Here is a 20,810-nt window from a genome sequence, read left to right on the forward strand (position 1 = left end):
CCGCAGCGACTGCGAGCGCGACGGGTGCCGCAGCTTCGCCATCGTCTTCGACTCGATCTGCCGGATGCGCTCGCGCGTGACGCCGAAGGTGTCGCCGATCTGGTCGAGCGTCTTCGGCATGCCGTCGCCGAGGCCGAAGCGCATGCGGATGACGCCCGCCTCGCGCTCGCTCAGCGAGTCGAGCAGCGACTCGAGCTGCTTCTGCAGCATCGTGAAGCCGACCGCGTCGGCCGGCACGACCGCCTCGGTGTCCTCGATGAGGTCGCCGAACTCGCTGTCGCCGTCCTCGCCGAGCGGGGTGTGCAGCGAGATCGGCTCCCGGCCGTACTTCTGCACCTCGATGACCTTCTCAGGGGTCATGTCGAGCTCCTTCGAGAGCTCTTCCGGCGTGGGCTCGCGCCCCAGGTCCTGCAGCATCTGGCGCTGCACCCGGGCGAGCTTGTTGATGACCTCGACCATGTGCACCGGGATGCGGATGGTGCGCGCCTGGTCGGCCATGGCGCGGGTGATCGCCTGCCGGATCCACCAGGTGGCGTACGTCGAGAACTTGAAGCCCTTGGTGTAGTCGAACTTCTCGACCGCGCGGATGAGACCGAGGTTGCCCTCCTGGATCAGGTCCAGGAACTGCATGCCGCGGCCGGTGTAGCGCTTCGCGAGCGAGACGACGAGACGCAGGTTCGCGCCGAGCAGGTGGCTCTTCGCCCGCTGCCCGTCCTTCGCGACCCACTGCAGCTCGCGACCGAGCTGCGAGCGCTTCTCGGCGTCGGACATGTGCGAGAGCTTCTCCTCGGCGAAGAGGCCCGCCTCGATGCGCATCGCCAGTTCGACCTCTTCGGCCGCGTTGAGCAGCGCGACCTTGCCGATCTGCTTCAGGTAGTCCTTGACCGGGTCGGCGGTGGCGCCGGTGATGGTCGCGGAGTAGACGGGGACCTCGTCCTCGTCGTCGGCGGCGCGCAGCACGAGCGCACCGGTGGGGTGCGGGTCGGCCGGGATGGGCTTCGCCTCCTCGTCGGTGTCGGCTTCATCGCCGGCCGCGTCGGTCTCGTCGATCTCGACCTCGTCGACGACGGGCTCGTCGCCCTCGTCGAGCTCCTCGTCCTCGTCGTCGCCCTTGCGCTTGCCCTTCGGCTTGCTCGTCGCCTTCGCGGTGGCGGTGCGGGGCGTCTTCGCCGCGGTCTTCGCCTTCGGCGCGGCCTTCGCCGTGCCCGCCTTCGCGGCGGGGCGCTTCGTCCCGGCTGCGGCCGGCTTCTCGGCCGTCGCCTCGGCCTCGGCCGTCGCAGCCTTCGTGGACTTGGTTGCCATAGGTGTTGACCCTCTCCTCGTCGGTGCGCTCGCGACACGACGACGGTGCTCGGCATGTTCGGCTGCCCGGTATTCTCGGACCCTGCCCGATGTTTTCGGACACTACGAGGACCCATGTCAAGTCCGCAGCGAATGCGATCGAGATCGCCTCGGCCGACCAGAACGGGTCCTGCCTACAATTATACCAGCGAGCCGCCGGTTCCTCGCACGTTCGGTGCCGATCAGCCACGCGCGCCCTTCGAAGAGTGAGAACGCCTCGGCATCCGCCGCTATTCCGCCGTACGGCGAGTCGGCGCCGGGGTCACACCGGGTGCGGCGGCTCCTCGTCGGAGCGGCGGAAGGCCAGGAACTTCTCGAGCTCCGCAGCGATCTCGTCGGCCGTCGGCACCTCGCCGTCCTCGTCGGTCAACGGGGAACGCAGGCTCGTACCGGCCATGTACGCGTCATAGCGGTGCTCAAGCGTCGTCACGAGCTTCGCGAGCTCGCCGTTCTCGGCGACCTGCTCGTCGATGCGCGCCACGAAGTCGCGCCCCTGCTCGCGCAGCACCTCGGTCGGGAAGATCAGCCCGGTGCCCGCGCTGATCGCCTCGAGCGCCGCGATCGCCGCCGCCGGGTACTCGGTGTCGCCGAGGTAGTGCGGGACCAGCAGCACGAAGCCGGCGACGGGCAGCTCGCGCTCGTGCAGCCGGTACTCGACGAGGTGCAGCGCGTTCGACGGGACCTGCGTCGTCGGCCGCCAGACCGACATGGTCTCGATCAGCTCGCTGCGGTTGCCGCTCACGGTGACGCCGATCGGCCGCGTGTGCGGCACCGGCATCGGGATGGCGTTCAGCCAGCTGAAGGAGGCGACCTGGTAGCGCTCGACGAGCTCGAGCACCGCGCGAGAGAACCGCTCCCACTGGAAGTCCGGCTCGAAGCCGGTGAGCAGCAGGAAGGGGCGGCCGAGCTCGTCCTTCGCGAGGTCGAGGGCGAGCCGCGCGGGCCGGTACTCGGTGAGGTGATCGCCGTCGAAGACGATGATCGGGCGGCGCGCCCGGTAGTCGAGCAGTTCGTCGGCGTCGAACTCGGCCACGACCGTCGTGTCGAGCGTCGAGCGCAGGTACTCCGTGGTCTGCGCGACCGCGCCGCCGGCGTCGGCGAAGCCGGTGAGCCCGGCCACGAGCGGGAGGCCGAGCGGCACGTCGACCGCGGGGTTCGGCTCGTACAGGGATCGGGGGTCGCGCATGATTCCAGACTACTGAGAGGGATCCGGGCCACCGCCGGCGCGGATGCCTCCCGCGAACGCTCAGAGCGAACACCGCTCCGCGTAGCATCGATGGCATGCCCACTCCCGTGATCTCGCTCTCCTCCTCCCCTGCCGTCGACGCCACCGCCGACGTCGTCGTCCTCGCGTCGCGGAGCGGCGACGACGGGGTCGTCCTGCTCGCGCCCGACGGCTTCGAGTGGGCGGAGGGGCAGCTGCGCGCGCTGGGGGCGAAGGGCGCGGCCGACGAGCTCGTCCGGCTCGCCGACCCGGGAGTCGAGGGCCGGGTCGTGGCCGTCGCCGGCACCGGGCCCACCGCCGATGCCGACGCGCTCCGGCTCGCCGCGGGAAGCGCGCTCCGCCAGCTCAGCGACGTGGAATCGGTCGCGCTCGGCGTGCCCACCGCATCCGCGGCCGAGGCCGCCGCGCTCCTCGAGGGCGCCGCGCTCGGGGCGTACCGCTTCAACGAGTACCGCTCGAAGCCCAAGGCGCCCGTCGCCTCGATCACCCTGCACACCGGCTTCGACGACGAGGAACTGGGCACCGAGCGCGTGCGCGCGGTCGCCGAGGCGGTCGCCTCGACCCGCGACCTCGTGAACCTCTCGCCCTCCGAGCTCTTCCCCGCGAGCTTCGCCGAGCGCGCGGTCGAGGCGGCTCGCGCGGCCGGCGTCGATGCGCGGGTCTCCGCGGAGGACGAGCTCGAGGCCGGCGGCTTCGGCGGCATCCTCGGCGTCGGACAGGGCTCCACCCGCGGCCCCAGGCTCGTCCGCCTCGAGTACGCGCCCGAGGGCGCGACCCGTTCGCTCGCCCTCGTCGGCAAGGGCATCACCTTCGATTCCGGCGGCCTGAGCCTGAAGCCCATGCAGTCGATGGTGGGCATGAAGGGCGACATGGCCGGTGCCGCGGCCGTGCTCAACGCGACGATCGCGCTCGCCCGCCTGAACGTGCCGATCCGGGTCACCGCCTGGCTGTGCCTCGCCGAGAACCTGCCGTCGGGCACCGCCATGCGGCCGAACGACGTGCTTCGCATCCGCGGCGGCAAGACCGTCGAGGTGCTCAACACGGATGCCGAGGGCCGGCTCGTGCTCGCCGACGGCATCGTCGCCGCGAGCGAGGAGCAGCCCGACGCCATCGTCGACGTGGCCACCCTGACGGGCGCGCAGATGGTCGCGCTCGGCGGTCGGATCACCGGCCTCATGGGCGAGGACGCCCTCGTGCAGCGTGTGCGCGACGCCGCGTCCGCCGTCGACGAGTCGGTCTGGCCGATGCCGCTGCCGGCGCATCTCCTCCCCCTCCTGAAGTCCGACGTCGCCGACCTGACGAACACCAAGCTCGGCGGCATCGTCCCGGGCATGCTGCTCGCGGGCGTCTTCCTCCAGGAATTCGTGGGCGAACGCGACGGCGAGCGGATCCCGTGGGCGCACCTGGACATCGCCGGCCCCGCGGACAACGGCGGAGCGGCCTGGGGCTTCACGAGCGGCGGGCCGACCGGCGTCGCCGTGCGCACGCTCGTCCGCCTTGGCGAGGAGCTCGCCGCGGGGTAGTAAGGTCGAACCGGGGCGAAAACACTCGCCCCGGTCACCCGCTCCGGGCACGAACCCGGTGCGGTCCGTGTCGCAGATCTGATGCGCGAGGGAGATACCGGTTTGTCCGAGCAGAACTTTGACATCGTCGTCCTGGGCGGCGGGAGCGCCGGGTACGCGGCGGCCATCCGAGCGGTCGAGCTCGGCATGACCGCCGTGGTCATCGAGAAGGACAAACTCGGTGGCACCTGCCTGCACCGCGGCTGCATCCCGACGAAGGCGCTGCTCCACGCCGCCGAGGTCGCCGAGTCCGCCAAGGACGCGGCGAAGTACGGTGTCAAGACCGCGTTCGAGGGCATCGACATGCCCGGCGTCACCGCCTACCGCGAAGGCATCGTCGCGAGCAAGTGGAAGGGCCTGCAGGGCCTCCTGAAGGCGCGCGGCATCCCCGTCGTCGAGGGCGAGGGCCGCCTGGTCTCGCCGAACACCGTCGAGGTCGCCGGTGAGCGCTACGTCGGCAAGAACGTCGTGCTGGCCACCGGCTCCTACTCCCGCTCGCTGCCCGGTCTCGAGATCGGCGGGCGCGTCATCACGAGCGAGCAGGCGCTGCAGCTCGACTTCGTTCCCGGCAAGGTCGCCGTCCTCGGCGGCGGCGTCATCGGCGTCGAGTTCGCGAGCGTCTGGCGCTCCTTCGGCGCCGAGGTGACCGTCATCGAGGCGCTCCCCCACCTCGTGCCGAACGAGGAGGAGTCGATCTCGAAGCAGCTCGAGCGCGCCTTCAAGAAGCGCGGCATCGACTACTCGCTCGGCATCCGCTTCCAGAGCGTGACCCAGAACGAGTCGGGCGTCGTCGTGACGCTCGAGAACGGCACCACGATCGAGGCCGAGCTCCTGCTCGTCGCCGTCGGTCGCGGCCCCTCGACCCAGGGGCTCGGCTTCGAAGAGGTCGGCGTCCAGCTCGACCGCGGCTTCGTGCCCACGAACGAGCGCCTCCAGACGAACGTTCCCGGCGTCTACGCCATCGGCGACATCGTCCCCGGCCTCCAGCTCGCCCACCGCAGCTACCAGCAGGGCATCTTCGTCGCCGAGGAGATCGCGGGCCTGAACCCGATCGTCGTCGAGGACGTGAACATCCCGAAGATCACCTACTGCGAGCCCGAGGTCGCCTCGGTCGGCTACACCGAGGCGAAGGCCGCGGAGAAGTTCGGCGCCGAGCAGGTCACGAGCTACGAGTACAACCTCGCCGGCAACGGCAAGAGCAGCATCCTCGGCACGAGCGGCTCGATCAAGGTCGTGCAGGTCAAGGAGGGCCCGATCGTCGGCGTCCACATGATCGGCGGCCGCGTCGGGGAGCTCATCGGCGAAGCCCAGCTCGCCGTGAACTGGGAGGCGTACCCCGAGGACATCGCGCCCTTCATCCACGCCCACCCCACGCAGAACGAAGCGTTCGGCGAGGCCGTGCTGAAGCTCGCCGGCAAGCCGCTGCACGCGATCTGACCCCACCCGCTCCAAAATCGGACCACACAAGGCGTCCAACGCTGTGAAGGAGACAAGCGAATGAGCCAATCAGTCAGCCTCCCGGCACTCGGTGAGAGTGTCACGGAGGGGACGGTCACGCGCTGGCTGAAGGCCGTCGGCGACCGCGTGGAGGTGGACGAGCCCCTGCTCGAGGTCTCCACCGACAAGGTCGACACGGAGATCCCGTCGCCGGTCGCCGGTGTCATCGAGGCGATCCTCGTCCAGGAGGACGAGACCGTCGAGGTCGGCACTGCCCTCGTCACGATCGGCGACGGTTCGGCCGCCGCCGAGGAGCCCGCCGCCCCGGCCGCTGAGGCACCGGCCGCCGAGGCGCCGGCTGCTCCGGGTGCTGAGGCGCCCGCTGCACCGGCCGCCGAGGCGCCCGCTGCCCCGGCGCCCGCCGCCCCGGCACCGGCTGCCGAAGCGCCCGCTGCCCCGGCACCGGCTGCCCCGGCTGCTGAGGCCCCGGCCGCTGCTCCGGCTCCTGCTGCTGCTCCGGCTCCTGCTGCACCGGCCCCCGCTGCTGCTCCGGCCCCGGCTCCTGCTGCACCGGCCCCGGCTGCTGCCCCGGCCCCCGCCGCCGCACCCGCTGCCCCGGCCCCCGCCGCCGCACCGGCTGCTCCGGCACCGGCCGCGCCCGCCGCTGCTCCGGCCGCCGGCGGCTCGCACGCCGGCCCCAGCGGGTACGTGACCCCGATCGTCCGCAAGCTCGCGAGCGAGCAGGGCGTCGACCTGGCCAGCGTCACCGGCACCGGGGTCGGCGGCCGCATCCGCAAGCAGGACGTGCTGCAGGCCCAGGGCGCGCCCGCGGCGAGCGGTGCAGCTGCACCGGCCCGCACCCCGCTCGAGACCTCGCCGCTGCGCGGCACCACGCAGGCGATGACCCGCCTGCGCAAGGTGGTCGCCGAGCGCGCCGTCGTCTCGATGCAGTCGACCGCGCAGCTCACCACGGTCGTCGAGGTGGACGTGACCAAGGTCGCGAAGCTGCGCGACCGCGTCAAGGACGAGTTCCTGCAGAAGACCGGCAACAAGCTCTCGTTCCTGCCCTTCTTCGCGATGGCCGCGGCCGAGGCGCTCCGCGCGTACCCGATCATCAACTCCACCGTCGAGGGCGACTCCATCGTCTACCCGGCACAGGAGAACATGAGCATCGCGGTCGACACCGAGCGCGGCCTGCTCACGCCGGTCGTCCGCGACGCGGGCGAGCTCGACCTCGCCGGCCTCGCCGCGCAGATCGCCGATCTCGCCGAGCGCACCCGCAACAACCAGCTGAAGCCCGACGAGCTCTCCGGCGGCACCTTCACGCTGACCAACACGGGTTCGCGCGGCGCACTGTTCGACACTCCGGTGGTGTTCCTGCCCCAGACGGCCATCCTCGGCACCGGCACCGTGGTGAAGCGCGCGGTCGTCGTCTCGCAGGACGGCTCGGACGCCATCGCAGTTCGCTCGATGGTGTACCTGGCGCTCTCGTACGACCACCGCATCATCGACGGGGCCGACGCGGCCCGCTTCCTCACCGCGGTGAAGGAGCGGCTCGAGGAGGGCGCGTTCGACGCCGACCTCGGCATCTAGTCGAAGATCTCCCGCAGACGCCAACCGGCCTCGCTCCGAATCATGAGGAGCGAGGCCGGTTCGCGTTCCGCCCCACTGAGCGGCACCTCGAGCAGCACCGCACCGCCCATGGTGCCGACCACCGCCACGGCATCGAGATCGTACGGCGCTTGCTCCACCGGCTGCTCCCCCGCGATGCGGGCCAGATCGCTGCGCTCGAGCGCGGATCCGGGCTGCACGAGCTGCGCGAGGCACTCTGGGTCTGCGGCCGCGAGACACGTGGCGCGGTCGGCCAGGAGTTCCGCGGCCGTCGCCGCGAGCGCCTCGCCGTCGCCGCTCGCCGGCGGCTCCTCAGCGCGGGTCTCTCCTTCGACGTCGGTGGGCTCCGCGTCGTCCGGGGGTATGAGGCGCTCGGACGACGGAGCCTCCGCGACCGAGGGGCGCGACTCCGCCGCGCGCTCGACGGAGTCGCCCCGGTCCGGCGGGACCAGAGTGAGCAGCAGGACCGAGGTGGCAGCGGAGAGGAGCGCCCCGACGACGAGCGCTCCGCGCCGCCGCCCGAGCCGTTCCGCGAGGCGCCTCCGCCAGTGCCCGCTCCGGAGCAGCTCGAGCACCGGGACCTCGGCCGCGAGCAACTCGCTGAGCGCCGTCCTCGGTGCCGCACCGTCCGCCTGCGGTCGCGTCCCTCGACGGAAGCGACCGCGCCCGACGCTCGCCGAGCGAGTCGACGGAGCACCCGGCGGCACCGGTGCGACGCCGTTCGGCCAGGCACCGGGCGCACCGCTCACCGACGGCGGCGGAGCCACGATGCCCGTGGCCCGGTGGTCTTCGCCGACGCCGCGGACCGGGGCCGCGACTGCGACGCGGAAGAGCTCCTGCTCGAGCGAGCGGGCGAACGGCTCGAACGGGCGCGCAGCGAGCCGAGACCGGGCGAGCTCCACGAGCTGCTGCAGCGCCGTCGCGGGATTCGTCGCCCCGGCGACCAGCTCGAGCAGGTCGACGAGTGCCTCGTGCGTGTGCCGTTCGAGCGCGGTCCGCTCGGCCGATGCCGCTCCCAGCCGTTGCAGACGCCCGAGCCCGGTGATCCGAGGACGTCCCGCTGCATCGAAGCGCACATCGGCCGCGGTCAGCGCAGGATGGGCGAATCCCGCCCGCGCGAGTTCACCCACTGCGGCCACGATCGGCGCCAGCACGGTCACCGCCTCGCCTTGGGTCAGGCGACGTTCGTCGAGCACGTTCGAGAGCCGGCGGCCGGTGATCAGTTCGACCACGAGGCAGATCGACGACCCGGCGGTGAAGAGGTCGACGATCGCCGGGAGCGGCCCGCCGCCGAGCGTTTCGAGGGCCTCGAGCTCGGCGGTGACGGTCTCCTGCTCGGCCGCTTCGTCGTACACGCGGAGCAGCAGCGGACGCTCGGCGGCCTCATGGTCGTCGAGCTCTTCACCGGCCGGCTCCGCCGTCACCAGGAAGAGCTGCGCGCGAGCCCCGGTCGCCAGTCTCCGCACGAGACGGTAGCCGCCGAGGCATCCGCCCGGCGCGATCGTCACTCGACCCGGGGATGTCGCGGCCGGCTCCGCCCACGGCGACTCGCCCCGGTGGCCCGACGGTGCGGCCGCCGTGCGCGGCGCGCGCTCCGTGCGCGGCTGTGGCACCGCGCGGCTCCCGTGCCGGCGCACGGCGTCGCCGCGGGCACGTCGCCCTCGTCGTGTCTGCTGCGTCTGCTGTTCCATGCCTCGATGCTCGCCCGGGATCGGCGCCGCGACCGCCGATCACCGGCATCGGTGGACGCCGACGCCCGCGGCGCGCCTGTGGACGACCGTCGTCATCGTCCGCCGGGTGTCTAGACTGATCCGCATGCTCGACTCTGTCGTCACGGGGCTAAGCGCCAACTCCGTGCCGTACGAAGAGGGACTCTCCCTCCAGCGCGCCGTCCATCAGGCGGTGGTCTCCGGAACCAGCCCGGGCACCGTCATCCTCCTCGAACACGAAGCGGTCTACACCGCCGGCAAACGGACGAGTCCAGACGAACGGCCGATCGACGGCACGCCCGTCGTCGATGTCGACCGCGGCGGCAAGATCACCTGGCACGGTCCGGGGCAGCTCGTCGGCTATCCGATCCTCCGCTTGCCGGAGCCCATCGACGTCGTCGGCTACGTCCGCCGGCTCGAGGACGTGCTCATCGCCGTGCTCGCGGAGCTCGGCATCGCCGGGCGCCGCGTCGAGGGTCGCTCCGGCGTCTGGGTCGGCGACGGCATCGACGAGAAGATCGCCGCCATCGGCATCCGCGTCGCCGACGGCGTGACCATGCACGGCTTCGCGCTCAACTGCTCGAACTCGCTCGAGCCGTACGAGAAGATCGTCGCCTGCGGCATCCGCGACGCCGGCGTCACGACGATCTCGCGCGTCCTCGGCCGCACTGTGCGCCCGATCGACGTCGTCGAGCCGGTGCTCCGCCACCTCGAGGCGGCCGAGGCGGCGGTCGCCGCGTGACGGCCGAACCGCAGGGGCGCCGTCTGCTGCGCCTCGAAGTCCGCAACGCCCAGACGCCCATCGAACGCAAGCCCGAGTGGATCAAGACCCGGGCGAAGATGGGCCCGGAGTACCGCGCCCTGCAGTCCCTCGTCAAGAGCGAGGAGCTGCACACCGTCTGCCAGGAGGCCGGCTGCCCGAACATCTACGAGTGCTGGGAGGACCGCGAGGCGACCTTCCTCATCGGCGGTTCGCAGTGCACCAGGCGCTGCGACTTCTGCCAGATCGACACCGGCAAGCCCGCCGAGTTCGACGCCGACGAGCCGCGCCGCGTCGCGGAGTCCGTCGTCCGGATGCAGCTGCGCTACTCGACCGTCACCGGCGTCGCCCGCGACGACCTCCCCGACGGCGGCGCCTGGCTCTACGCGGAGACGATCCGGCAGATCCACGCGCACTCCCCGGGCACGGGCGTGGAGATCCTCGTGCCCGACTTCAACGGCGAGCCGGAGCTGCTCGGGCAGGTCTTCGACGCCCGGCCGGAGGTCTTCGCGCACAACGTCGAGACGGTGCCGCGCATCTTCAAGCGCATCCGCCCGGCGTTCCGTTACGAGCGCTCGCTCGACGTCATCGCGCAGGGTCGCGAGGCGGGGCTGATCACGAAGTCCAATCTCATCCTCGGGATGGGCGAGGAGCGCGCCGAGGTGTCGCAGGCGCTCCGCGACCTGCTCGAGGCCGGCACCGACATCATCACGATCACGCAGTACCTCCGGCCGAGCCCGAGGCATCTGCCGGTCGCGAGGTGGGTGCGGCCCGAGGAGTTCGTGGAGCTGAAGGCCGAGGCCGAGGAGCTCGGCTACCTCGGCGTGCTCGCCGGCCCGCTCGTGCGATCGTCGTACCGCGCGGGCCGCCTCTGGGCCCAGTCGATGCGGGCGAAGGGGCGCGAGCTCCCGCCCGGGCTCGCGCACCTCGCGGACCCTGAGCTCGGCTTCGCCCAAGCGGTCGGCTGAGCCCCGCTCCGCCCGCGCTCGTCGCCGGGTTCGACCGGGGTCGCACGCGGGCCGCGAACACGGTCCGCGGCGGCCCCCGCCGCCGGTATCCTTGACGCATGGCACGCACCAAGGACTCCGCGTCCTCCCCCAAGGAGCCCGGCCGTCTGAAGCAGATGTGGCAGGTCTTCCAGATGACCCGCCGCTACGACTCGACCGCGCAGTGGCTCATGCTCCTCGGCTTCCTCGCCCCCATCGCGGTGACGCTCGGACTCGCGCTGTGGCTCAGCGAGGGCAACGGCTTCACCATCGCGCTCTGGGTCGTCGCGGGCGTGCTCGCCGGCCTGCTGATCGCCATGATCATCCTCGGTCGTCGTGCCGAGCGGGCGGCGTACTCCCAGATCGACGGGCAGCCCGGCGCGGTCGGCGCCGTGCTCCGCAGCGGCCTCCGCGGCGGCTGGGTCGGCAATGAGATGCCGGTCGCCGTCAACGGCCGCACGCAGGATGCGGTCTACCGCGCCGTCGGCCGCGGCGGCGTCGTGCTCATCAGCGAGGGCCCCGCCAGCCGCACCCAGCGCATGCTCGACGACGAGCAGCGCAAGGTCGCGCGGGTGCTCCCGACCGTCGACGTCACGCTCATCTCCGTGGGTCATGAGGAGGGCGACGTCGAGCTGCACCGCCTCGCGGCGACGCTGCGCAAGCTCAAGAAGACGCTCACCAAGCCCGAGGTCATGGCGGTGTCGAACCGGCTGAACTCGCTGCAGAGCTCGCTCCCGATCCCGAAGGGCATCGACCCGCTGAAGGTGCGTCCGCAGCGAGGCAAGCTCCGCTGACCCGCACGGGTCCCCACGACGCGAACGGGGCGGTCTCCTTCGGGAGACCGCCCCGTTCCGCTCCCCGGAAGCGGTGCGTCGACGTGGATGCCGCGATCAGCGACTGCGGATGAGGACGGTGCCCGCGACCTTGTCGTGGAAGCCGCGCTGGTCGGAGTCCCACACGAGCGCGGGCACGACGATGATGAGCAGCAGCGACCGGACGACGGGGCGACGGATGCCGATCCAGCCGCCCTCGAGCGGGACGACCGCCATGCCGAGCAGGCGGTGGCCGATGCTGCCGCCGATCGTCGGGATGAAGACGATCTGCAGCACGACGAACACGAGCGGCGTCACGAAGTTGTAGGCGACCGAGTCGTACGGCGTGAACAGGAGCGCGAGGAGCATCGCGCTCGCCCAATCGATGAGGAGGGCGGCGATGCGACGACCGACCCGCCCGACGGAACCGCGGCCCGACTCGGGGAGTCCGAGCCGCTCCCCCGGCCACTTGCTGGGCTGGAGGTCTCCGAAGGTGGTGGGCTTCGCGTCGGGCATCCTTCGATCCTACCGAGCGCCCGCTGTGTAACATGCCGGAAACACTCACGTCATGGCCGGGAAACGGCCCGGGGATACCGTCGGTGACGGCTGCTGGCCGCCCCGGAGATTCCGGACTTCCCGCCCGCCCCCTTGGAGAGTCGTCGCATGTTCAGTGATTCGTCTGAAGTCCTCAAGTTCATCACGGAGACCGAGGTCAAGTTCCTCGACATCCGCTTCACCGACCTCCCGGGTGTGCAGCAGCACTTCAACATCCCGGCGTCGACGGTCGACGAGGACTTCTTCACCGTCGGTCAGCTCTTCGACGGCTCGTCGATCCGCGGCTTCGCGTCGATCCACGAGTCCGACATGCAGCTCATCCCCGACGTGTCGACGGCGTACATCGACCCGTTCCGCGCCGAGCGCACGCTCATCATGATCTTCGACATCTACAACCCGCGCACGGGCGAGATCTACTCGAAGGACCCGCGCCAGGTCGCGAAGAAGGCCGAGAAGTACCTCGCCTCGACCGGCATCGCCGACACCGCCTACTTCGCCCCCGAGGCCGAGTTCTACATCTTCGACGACGTCCGCTACGAGGTGAACCAGCACACGAGCTTCTACTCGATCGACTCCAGCGAAGGCGCGTGGAACTCGGGTCGCGTCGAAGAAGGCGGCAACCTCGCCAACAAGACCCCGTTCAAGGGCGGCTACTTCCCCGTCTCGCCGGTCGACCAGCACGCCGACCTCCGCGACGACATCTGCCTGAAGCTGATCGACGCGGGCCTCGAGCTCGAGCGCAGCCACCACGAGGTCGGCACCGCCGGCCAGGGCGAGATCAACTACAAGTTCGACACGATGGTCCACTCCGCGGACGACATCCTGAAGTTCAAGTACATCGTCAAGAACACCGCCAACGAGTGGGGCAAGACGGCGACGTTCATGCCGAAGCCGCTGTTCGGCGACAACGGCTCGGGCATGCACACGCACCAGTCGCTCTGGAACGACGGCAAGCCGCTGTTCTACGACGAGGCCGGCTACGGCGGCCTGTCGGACATCGCCCGCTGGTACATCGGCGGCATCCTGAAGCACGCCCCGGCGCTGCTCGCCTTCACGAACCCGACGGTGAACTCGTTCCACCGCCTCGTGCCCGGCTTCGAGGCCCCGGTGAACCTCGTCTACTCGGCGGGCAACCGTTCGGCGGCTATCCGCATCCCGATCACGGGCACCAACCCGAAGGCGAAGCGCATCGAGTTCCGCGCGCCGGATGCCTCGGGCAACCCGTACCTCGCCTTCGCGGCGCAGCTCATGGCCGGCATCGACGGCATCAAGAACCGCATCGAGCCGCACGAGCCGGTCGACAAGGACCTCTACGAGCTTCCCGCCGAAGAGGCCAAGACGATCCCGCAGGTGCCGGGCTCGCTCGACGCCGTGCTCGACGCGCTCGAGGCCGACCACGACTTCCTCCTCGAGGGCGGCGTGTTCACCAAGGAGCTCATCGAGACCTGGATCGACTACAAGCGCGAGAAGGAGCTGAAGCCGCTGGCCCAGCGTCCGCACCCCTTCGAGTTCGAGCTGTACTACGGCGTCTGAGCCGCAGTTCTCGATCCGAACGCCCCGGGCAGCGTCAGCCGCCCGGGGCGTTCGTCGTCGTCGGGGTTCGCCCGATCCTCACTCGGCGGCGGCCGGGATCTCCCGCACCTCGGCGGTCCGCGCTCCCCCGGCGTCGCCGGTGTTCACGGTGCCTTTCGGCTCGATGAGGATCGCGTGCACCTCCTCGTCGGCCCGCGGGCAGTGCTCCACGCCCTTCGGCACGACGAAGACGTCGTTCGGCCCGAGCACGACGTCCCGGTCGCGCAGTTGGATGGTCAGTTCGCCCGCGACGACGAGGAACAGTTCGTCGGTCTCGGGATGGCTGTGCCAGACGAACTCGCCGAGGAGCTTCACCACCTTCACGTCGTAGTCGTTCACGCTCGTGAGGCGGTGCGGCTGCCAGGGCTCGCCGACCGCGGCGAGGGCGGTCAGCACATTGCGGACGTCGTCGTTCATCCCGCCATCGTAGGGCGGCGGCCGGGAGCTGGAGCGGATGCCTCGAGCGCGCGCGTTTGCCCCCTTGTGCGCGCGGGCGTCTGGACGCCACGATGTGAACGAGTCGGCGCACGCCGGCGCCCGTTTCGAGAAGGGGCCGAGAATGGCTGGGAAGTTCGAGCTCTACACCGACGCGCGAGGCGAATGGCGCTTCCGTCTGAAGGCCGGCAACGGCGAAACGATCGCGGTCTCCGAGGGCTACAGCTCGAAGTCGGCCGCCCAGAACGGCATCGAGTCCGTCAAGAAGAACGCCCCGGACGCCCCGGTCGTCGAAGCCTGACCCACGACTCCGGAACCCCGCGCCGCCCCATGCCGCGCGGGGTTCCGGCCCGTCGGGCGGCCGCGCGGTTCAGCGGGTCGGCTCGCGCCCCGGTTCGATCCCGTAGAAATCGCGGTCGAAGATCGCGCGCGAGCGCCGGGTGAGCTGCAGGTAGTCCTGCTCCAGCTGCGCCGCGGAGCCGGGCGGATAGCCCATGAGGCGGGCAACGCCCTCGAGCTGGGTGCGTTCGACGGGCAGCACGTCGGTGGTGCGGTCGAGCCAGAGGGTCAGCGCCGAGCGCGCCCGCGAGGCGAAGATCCAGGCGGCGCGCAACGTCTCCGCGTCGTCGGCGGCGACGAGCCCGGCGTCGACGGCCGCCTGCAGGGCATCGAGGGTGGAGGTCGTGCGGAGGGCGGGCACGGCCGCGGCGTGCTGCAGCTGGATGAGCTGCACGAACCACTCGACGTCGCTGAGCGAGCCGCGTCCGAGCTTCAGGTGCCTCGCCGGATCGGCGTTCTGCGGCAGCCGCTCGTTCTCGACCCTGGCCTTGATGCGCTTCACCTCGCGCACGGCCTGCTCGGCGATCGACCCCGGATAGCGTACGCCGTCGGCGAGCTCGCGGAACTCGTCGAGGAGCGCGGCATCCCCCGCCACCCCGCGAGCACGCAGCAGCGCCTGCGCCTCCCAGGTCAGCGACCAGCGCGCGTAGTAGGCGCGGTACGCCTCGAGCGAGCGCACCATGACCCCGTTGCGCCCCTCGGGTCGCAGGTCCGCATCGAGCTCGAAGGGCAGGCGGGCGTCCTCGGTGAGCCGACCGAGCTCCGAGACGATGCGCAGCGCGACCCGGTGGGCGGCGTCGCCCTCGAGCGCGGCGGGGCGGTAGACGTAGATGACGTCGGCATCGGAGGAGATGCCGAGTTCGCGCCCGCCGAAGCGGCCCATGCCGATCACCGCGAACTCGATGCCGTCGCCGTCGCCGTCGTCGCCGCGCCGGATGGCCGCGACCGTCGCCGCGAGGTGGTTCTCGGTGACGTCGCTGAGCCCGTGGCCGAGCTCCTCGACGCTGCAGACGTCGAGAATGCCGGCGAGCGCGAGGCGCAGCACCTCGCGGCGACGGATGGCCCGCAGCACGTTCGCCGCGGCCTCCACCTCGCCGTGGCGCGCGAGGACGGCCGCGGACTCGTCGCGGAGCGCCGCGAGCGAGCGCGGTCGCAGCTCGTCGAGGTCTTCGAGCCACGCGACCGCCTCCGGGCTGCGCTCGAGGAGTTCACCGACGAAGCGGGACCCGGAGAGCACGCGGGTGAGACGCAGCGCGGCGTCGGACGAGTCGCGGAGCAGTCGCAGGTACCAGTGCGTCGTGCCGAGCGTGTCGGAGAGCCTTCGGAAGGCGAGCATGCCGTAATCGGGGTCGGCGCCCTCGGCGAACCAGGAGATGAGCACGGGCATGAGGTGCCGCTGGATCGTCGCCCGTCGGGAGACCCCGGACGTGAGGGCGGCGATGTGCCCGAGCGCACCCTTCGGATCGCGGAAGCCGATCGCCGCGAGCCGGGCCTCCGCCTGTGCGCTCGTGAGCTCGAGCCCGCTGGCCGGGAGCGCCGCCACGGCGGAGAGCAGCGGCCGGTAGAAGAGCCGCTCGTGCAGGCCGCGCACCCGCTGCCGCGTCGCCTGCCACAGGGCGGTCAGCTCGGCCGCGTTGCGGGCGAGCCCGCTCGCGCGCGCGAGGACGCGGAGCTCGGACTCGTCGCGCGGCATGAGGTGCGTCCGGCGCAGGCGCGACAGCTGCAGGCGGTGCTCCAGCACGCGGAGCAGGCGATAGTCGTGCGCGAACTCTCCGGCCTCCTCGCGGCCGACGTAGCCGCGGCTCGCGAGCGCGCCGAGCGCGGGCAGCGTGCCGCGCTGGTGGATCTCGTCGTCGCTCGCGCCGTGCACGAGCTGGAGCAGCTGCACGGTGAACTCGATGTCGCGGAGTCCGCCGGGACCGAGCTTCAACTGCACATCGACCTCGTCGGCGGGGATGTGCTGGGTGACCCGCTCGCGCATCTGCTGCACCGACTCGACGAAGCCGTCACGTGCTGAGCTCGCCCAGACCATCGGCGAGAGCGCCGCGAGGTACCGGGCGCCGAGCTCAGCGTCGCCGGCGAGCGGTCTGGCCTTCAGCAAGGCCTGGAACTCCCAGCTCTTCGCCCAGCGCTCGTAGTACTGCACGTGCGAGTCGAGGGTGCGCACGAGCGCCCCGTCCTTGCCCTCCGGTCGGAGGTTCGCGTCGACCTCCCAGAGCGGCGGCTCGACCCCGGCGTCGTCGATGAGCCGGCTCGCGACGACCGCGAGTCGGGTCGCGATCTCGACCGCGCGCCCCTGGGCGAGGCGCTCCTCGTCGGCGGACTCCGCGACGAAGATCACATCGACGTCGCTCAGGTAGTTGAGCTCGCGCGCCCCGGCCTTGCCCATGCCGATGACCGCGAGGCGGGTCGCCGCGACCTCATCGGCCGGGTACCGCCCCGGGGCAGCCGCCTCGTCCGGGCGTCGCCCGACCAGCCGGCGCGCCGCGACGAGGGCGGCGTCGAGCGCGGCGCCGGCGAGGTCGGCGAGGCCCGCCGCCACCGTGTCGACCGCCTCGATCGCACTCGCCCGGCTCAGGTCGTAGACGGCGATGCCCGCGAGCAGGCGGCGGTAGCGGAGGCGGATCGCCCGGGCCGCCTGCTCCGGCTCCACCGCGCCGTCGCCGAGCTCGTCGAGCGCGCCGACGAGGACCGCGCGCGCCTCGCGCTCGCCGAGGGGCGGCTCGGGCTCGCGCTCGAGCAGCACGAGCTCGTCGGGGTTCCGCAGCAGGAATTCGCCGAGCCCTCGTGAGGCGCCGAGCAGCCGAGCCGCGCGCTCGGCGGCCGTCGGGCGTTCCAACACCCGGCGCACCTCGGCGGGGGCCCGCTCGGCGAGACGCTCGAGCGTGGCGAGCGCCTCGTCGGGATCGGCTGCGACCGTGAGGGCCTCCAGCAGCTCGGGCCCTTCGACCTCCGTCGCCTCCGCGAGTCGGGCGAGTCCCGAACGGGCGCGCTCGAAGTCGTCGAAGCCGGCCCGGGCGAGCCCGCTGTACGGCGCCGCCTGCCGAGTCATCCGATCAGAGGATCTCGAGGTTGCGCGTCAGCTCGAAGGGCGTCACCTGCGAGCGGTAGTCCTGCCACTCGGCGCGCTTGTTCGCGAGCACGTAGCGGAAGACCTGCTCGCCCAGGGTGTCGGCGACGAGCTCGGAGCGCTCCATCTCCTCGATCGCGTGGTCGAGGCTCGCGGGCAGCGGGCTGTAGCCGAGCGCCCGGCGCTCGCGGTCGCTCAGCATCCAGACGTCGTCCTCGGCCTCGGGCGGAAGCTCGTAGCCCTCCTCGACGCCCTTGAGGCCGGCGGCCAGCAGCAGGGAGAAGGCGAGGTACGGGTTCGCGGCCGAGTCGATCGCGCGGTACTCGACGCGCGCGCTCTGCCCCTTGTTCGGCTTGTAGAGCGGCACCCGCACGAGCGCCGAGCGGTTGTTGTGGCCCCAGCAGACGAAGCTCGGCGCCTCGCCGCCGCCCCAGAGCCGCTTGTACGAGTTCACGAACTGGTTCGTGACCGCGGAGATCTCGCCCGCGTGGCGCAGCAAGCCGGCGATGAACTGCCGGCCGATCTTCGAGAGCTGGTACTGCGCACCGGGCTCGTAGAACGCGTTCTGATCGCCCTCGAACAGGGAGAGGTGGGTGTGCATGCCGCTGCCCGGGAACTCGGAGAACGGCTTCGGCATGAACGTCGCGTACACGCCCTGCTCGATCGCCACCTCCTTCACGACGGTGCGGAAGGTCATGATGTTGTCGGCCGTGGTCAGCGCGTCGGCGTAGCGCAGGTCGATCTCGTTCTGACCGGGACCGGTCTCGTGGTGGCTGAACTCCACCGAGATGCCCAGGTCTTCGAGCATGCGCACCGAGCGGCGGCGGAAGTCGTGCGCGGTCCCGCCGGGCACGTTGTCGAAGTAGCCCGCGGAGTCCACCGGCTGCGGGCCCTCGGGGCCGTACTTCGACGACTTGAGCAGGTAGAACTCGATCTCAGGATGCGTGTAGAACGTGAAGCCCCGGTCGGCGGCGCGCGCGAGCGTGCGCTTCAGCACGTTGCGGGGGTCGGACACCGCCGGCTCGCCGTCTGGGGTCGTGATGTCGCAGAACATGCGCCCGGTCGGGTCGATGTCGCCCCGCCAGGGCAGGGTCTGGAACGTCGAGGGATCGGGGTACGCGAGCAGGTCGGACTCGTAGGTGCGGCTGAGGCCCTCGATGGCGGAGCCGTCGAAGCCGATGCCCTCGGTGAATGCGCCCTCGACCTCCGCCGGAGCGATCGCGACCGATTTCAGGGTGCCCACGACATCGGTGAACCACAGCCTGATGAACTTGACCCCACGTTCTTCGATGGTCCGGAGAACGAAGTCGCGCTGCTTATCCATCCACACCCTTTCTCGCGCTTCTCAGCGTACTGGGTCGGGCCGGGCGGGGCCTGCGGCTGTGCCAGACTGACGGCATGTCAGAGCAGAACCCGTACGGCGGGGCCTCGGCCTCGGGCGGCCCCAAGCGCGTGCGCACCAGGCACTTCCAGAACGCGAAGCGCGACGGCATCAAGATCACGGGCCTCACGAGCTACGACCAGCTCACGGCGCGCATCTTCGACCAGGCGGGCATCGACTTCCTGCTCGTCGGCGACTCCGCCGGGAACAACGTGCTCGGGTACGAGACGACCCTCCCGGTCACGGTCGACGAGCTGATCCCGCTGACGCGCGCCGTCGCCGGCGCCGTGCAGCGCGCCTTCGTCGTCGCCGACATGCCGTTCGGCTCCTACGAGAGCGGCGCCGAGGAGGCCTTGCACACGGCCGTCCGCTTCATGAAGGAGACCGGGGCGCACGCCGTCAAGCTCGAGGGCGGCGAACGCAGCCACAAGCAGATCCGCCGCATCGTGCAGTCCGGCATCCCCGTCATGGCGCACATCGGCTACACCCCGCAGAGCGAGCACGGCCTCGGCGGGCACATCATCCAGGGTCGCGGCGAGGGACTCGAGCAGCTGCTCGCGGACGCCATCGCGGTGCAGGAGGCGGGCGCCTTCGCGGTCGTCCTCGAGATGGTCCCCTCCGACGCCGCCCGTCAGATCACGGAGCGCCTCGACATCCCGACCATCAGCGTCGGCGCCGGCCCGCACACCGACGGCCAGCTGCTCGTCTGGACCGACTGGGCCGGCCTCACCCCCGGCCGGATCCCGAAGTTCGTCAAGCAGTACGCCGACCTCTCGGGCATCCTCGGCGCGGCCGCGAAGGCCTGGCAGCAGGATGTCTCGGCCGGCGTCTACCCCGGCCCCGAGCACTCGTACGAGTAGCCGCCGAAGCCGCGGCCCGGCGACGCCGGACACGATGATCGAGGGGCGGGCGCTTCGGCGCCCGCCCCTCGTCGTCTCAGTCCTCCGCGGCGTCCTCCGCGGCCCACTTCTCGCTGTTGGCGCGCAGCTTCTCGAGCGCGTGCTCGGCCTCCTCGCGGGTATCGAAGGGGCCGACGCGATCCGCCGACTGCGAGACGAAGCCCTGCTCGACCTCGCCCGTGCGCATGTTGTACCAGAACCGGTGCTCGATGTCCTCCGTCATAGGCTGATCCTATGCCCAAGGACTCCGCCGGCCACCTGATCCCCGGCCGCCTCCCCGCCCCCCGCACGGTGCCCGGCGCGATCGCCCGCCCCGAGTACGTCGGGCGGGCTGCGCCCCGCCCGAACTCCGAGGGCGACCGCTACTCGACCGCGGAGGTCGAGCGCATCCGCGCGGCCGGCCGCATCGCCGCCGGCGCCATCGACGCAGCATCCGCCGCGATCGTCCCCGGGGTCACGACCGCCGAACTCGACCGCATCGTGCACGAGTACGTGGTCGGCCACGGCGCCTACCCCTCGACGCTCGGCTACCGGGGGTTCCCCGCCTCGAGCTGCACCTCGGTCAACGAGGTGATCTGCCACGGCATCCCCGACGACACCGTGCTCGACGAGGGCGACCTCGTGAACCTCGACGTCACGGCCTACCTCGACGGAATGCACGGCGACACGAACGCGACGTTCCTCGTGGGCGACGCCGCGGAGGCGACGCGGCTCCTCGTCGAGCGCACGCGCGAGGCGCTCGCCCGCGGCATCAAAGCGGTCGCCCCGGGGCGCCAGGTGAACGTCATCGGGCGCGCCATCGAGGCCTACGCGAAGCGCTTCGGCTACGGCGTCGTGCGCGACTACACCGGCCACGGCGTCGGACGGGCCTTCCACACCGGTCTCGTGATCCCGCACTACGACGCGCCCGAGCACGACACGGTGATCGAGCCGGGGATGGTGTTCACGATCGAGCCGATGCTCACCCTCGGCACCACCGAGTGGGACCTCTGGGCCGACGACTGGACCGTGGTCACCCGCGACCGCTCCCTCACCGCGCAGTTCGAGCACACCCTCGTCGTCACCGAGCGCGGCGCCGAGATCCTCACGCTCCCCTGAACCACGGGACCGCCGGGT

17 protein-coding genes and 1 pseudogene are annotated in these 20,810 nt (G+C 71.4%); 10 read left to right on the plus strand and 8 right to left on the minus strand.

Features of this window, described 5'->3' with window-relative positions:
- A pseudogene (locus IEY71_RS16055) lies at positions 1-1,395 on the minus strand (RNA polymerase sigma factor); the annotation flags it as partial.
- Positions 1,396-1,603: 208 nt separating this feature from the next.
- Positions 1,604-2,527 (minus strand): proteasome assembly chaperone family protein, encoded by a 924-nt coding sequence (locus IEY71_RS16060; protein ID WP_189086393.1) that lies wholly within the window; start codon positions 2,525-2,527, stop codon positions 1,604-1,606.
- 95 nt (positions 2,528-2,622) lie between these two features.
- On the opposite strand from IEY71_RS16060, the gene IEY71_RS16065 reads away from it, so the two are divergent.
- From IEY71_RS16065 to sucB, 3 genes are all read left to right on the plus strand, one after another.
- On the plus strand, positions 2,623-4,089 hold the full coding sequence (locus tag IEY71_RS16065; RefSeq protein WP_189086394.1) for a leucyl aminopeptidase: 1,467 nt from the start codon (positions 2,623-2,625) through the stop codon (positions 4,087-4,089).
- A gap of 102 nt (positions 4,090-4,191) precedes the next feature.
- Complete coding sequence (gene lpdA, locus IEY71_RS16070) at positions 4,192-5,565, plus strand: dihydrolipoyl dehydrogenase (protein WP_189086395.1); 1,374 nt, start codon at positions 4,192-4,194, stop codon at positions 5,563-5,565.
- A 60-nt stretch (positions 5,566-5,625) separates the two neighbouring features.
- Entirely contained in the window at positions 5,626-7,158 is a 1,533-nt protein-coding gene (sucB, locus tag IEY71_RS16075) for a 2-oxoglutarate dehydrogenase, E2 component, dihydrolipoamide succinyltransferase (protein ID WP_189086396.1), read from the plus strand.
- Here the strand turns inward: sucB and IEY71_RS16080 are convergent.
- Positions 7,155-8,867, minus strand: a complete 1,713-nt coding sequence (locus IEY71_RS16080) for a hypothetical protein (RefSeq protein ID WP_189086397.1) — start codon at positions 8,865-8,867, stop codon at positions 7,155-7,157. The genes sucB and IEY71_RS16080 overlap by 4 nt on opposite strands.
- Positions 8,868-8,991: 124 nt before the next feature.
- Between IEY71_RS16080 and lipB the strand changes: the two genes are divergently transcribed.
- From lipB to IEY71_RS16095, 3 genes are all read left to right on the plus strand, one after another.
- On the plus strand, positions 8,992-9,627 hold the full coding sequence (lipB, locus tag IEY71_RS16085) for a lipoyl(octanoyl) transferase LipB (protein ID WP_189086398.1): 636 nt from the start codon (positions 8,992-8,994) through the stop codon (positions 9,625-9,627).
- On the plus strand, positions 9,624-10,613 hold the full coding sequence (gene lipA / locus IEY71_RS16090) for a lipoyl synthase (RefSeq protein WP_189086399.1): 990 nt from the start codon (positions 9,624-9,626) through the stop codon (positions 10,611-10,613). The genes lipB and lipA overlap by 4 nt, the downstream gene beginning before the upstream one ends.
- Positions 10,614-10,711: 98 nt before the next feature.
- Positions 10,712-11,425, plus strand: a complete 714-nt coding sequence (locus IEY71_RS16095) for a DUF4191 domain-containing protein (protein WP_189086400.1) — start codon at positions 10,712-10,714, stop codon at positions 11,423-11,425.
- Positions 11,426-11,521: 96 nt separating this feature from the next.
- Here IEY71_RS16095 and IEY71_RS16100 read toward each other — a convergent pair whose 3' ends face one another.
- Positions 11,522-11,959, minus strand: coding sequence for an RDD family protein (locus IEY71_RS16100; protein ID WP_189086401.1), 438 nt, complete (start codon positions 11,957-11,959; stop codon positions 11,522-11,524).
- Between the two features lie 147 nt (positions 11,960-12,106).
- Between IEY71_RS16100 and glnA the strand changes: the two genes are divergently transcribed.
- A complete protein-coding gene (glnA, locus tag IEY71_RS16105) occupies positions 12,107-13,531 on the plus strand; it encodes a type I glutamate--ammonia ligase (RefSeq protein ID WP_189086402.1) in 1,425 nt (474 codons plus the stop codon).
- Between the two features lie 78 nt (positions 13,532-13,609).
- Here glnA and IEY71_RS16110 read toward each other — a convergent pair whose 3' ends face one another.
- On the minus strand, positions 13,610-13,987 hold the full coding sequence (locus IEY71_RS16110) for a cupin domain-containing protein (protein WP_189086403.1): 378 nt from the start codon (positions 13,985-13,987) through the stop codon (positions 13,610-13,612).
- A gap of 142 nt (positions 13,988-14,129) precedes the next feature.
- Between IEY71_RS16110 and IEY71_RS16115 the strand changes: the two genes are divergently transcribed.
- On the plus strand, positions 14,130-14,306 hold the full coding sequence (locus IEY71_RS16115; RefSeq protein WP_189086404.1) for a YegP family protein: 177 nt from the start codon (positions 14,130-14,132) through the stop codon (positions 14,304-14,306).
- A gap of 69 nt (positions 14,307-14,375) precedes the next feature.
- Here the strand turns inward: IEY71_RS16115 and IEY71_RS16120 are convergent, their stop codons facing one another.
- Both IEY71_RS16120 and IEY71_RS16125 read right to left on the minus strand, forming a co-directional pair.
- Positions 14,376-17,396 (minus strand): bifunctional [glutamine synthetase] adenylyltransferase/[glutamine synthetase]-adenylyl-L-tyrosine phosphorylase, encoded by a 3,021-nt coding sequence (locus IEY71_RS16120; RefSeq protein WP_189086405.1) that lies wholly within the window; start codon positions 17,394-17,396, stop codon positions 14,376-14,378.
- 4 nt (positions 17,397-17,400) lie between these two features.
- Positions 17,401-18,738 (minus strand): glutamine synthetase family protein, encoded by a 1,338-nt coding sequence (locus IEY71_RS16125; RefSeq protein ID WP_189086406.1) that lies wholly within the window; start codon positions 18,736-18,738, stop codon positions 17,401-17,403.
- Between the two features lie 74 nt (positions 18,739-18,812).
- On the opposite strand from IEY71_RS16125, the gene panB reads away from it, so the two are divergent.
- Complete coding sequence (gene panB / locus IEY71_RS16130) at positions 18,813-19,655, plus strand: 3-methyl-2-oxobutanoate hydroxymethyltransferase (RefSeq protein WP_189086407.1); 843 nt, start codon at positions 18,813-18,815, stop codon at positions 19,653-19,655.
- Positions 19,656-19,731: 76 nt separating this feature from the next.
- Here panB and IEY71_RS16135 read toward each other — a convergent pair whose 3' ends face one another.
- Positions 19,732-19,917 carry an SPOR domain-containing protein gene (locus IEY71_RS16135; protein ID WP_189086408.1) on the minus strand — a complete coding sequence of 62 codons (186 nt, stop codon included), beginning with the start codon at positions 19,915-19,917 and terminating at the stop codon, positions 19,732-19,734.
- An 11-nt stretch (positions 19,918-19,928) separates the two neighbouring features.
- Between IEY71_RS16135 and map the strand changes: the two genes are divergently transcribed.
- Positions 19,929-20,792: a type I methionyl aminopeptidase gene (map, locus tag IEY71_RS16140; RefSeq protein WP_189086409.1), complete on the plus strand. Its 864-nt coding sequence runs from the start codon at positions 19,929-19,931 to the stop codon at positions 20,790-20,792.
- Positions 20,793-20,810 lie beyond the last annotated feature (18 nt).

This window comes from Agromyces mediolanus (genome assembly GCF_014648575.1).
Lineage (GTDB): Bacteria > Actinomycetota > Actinomycetes > Actinomycetales > Microbacteriaceae > Agromyces > Agromyces mediolanus.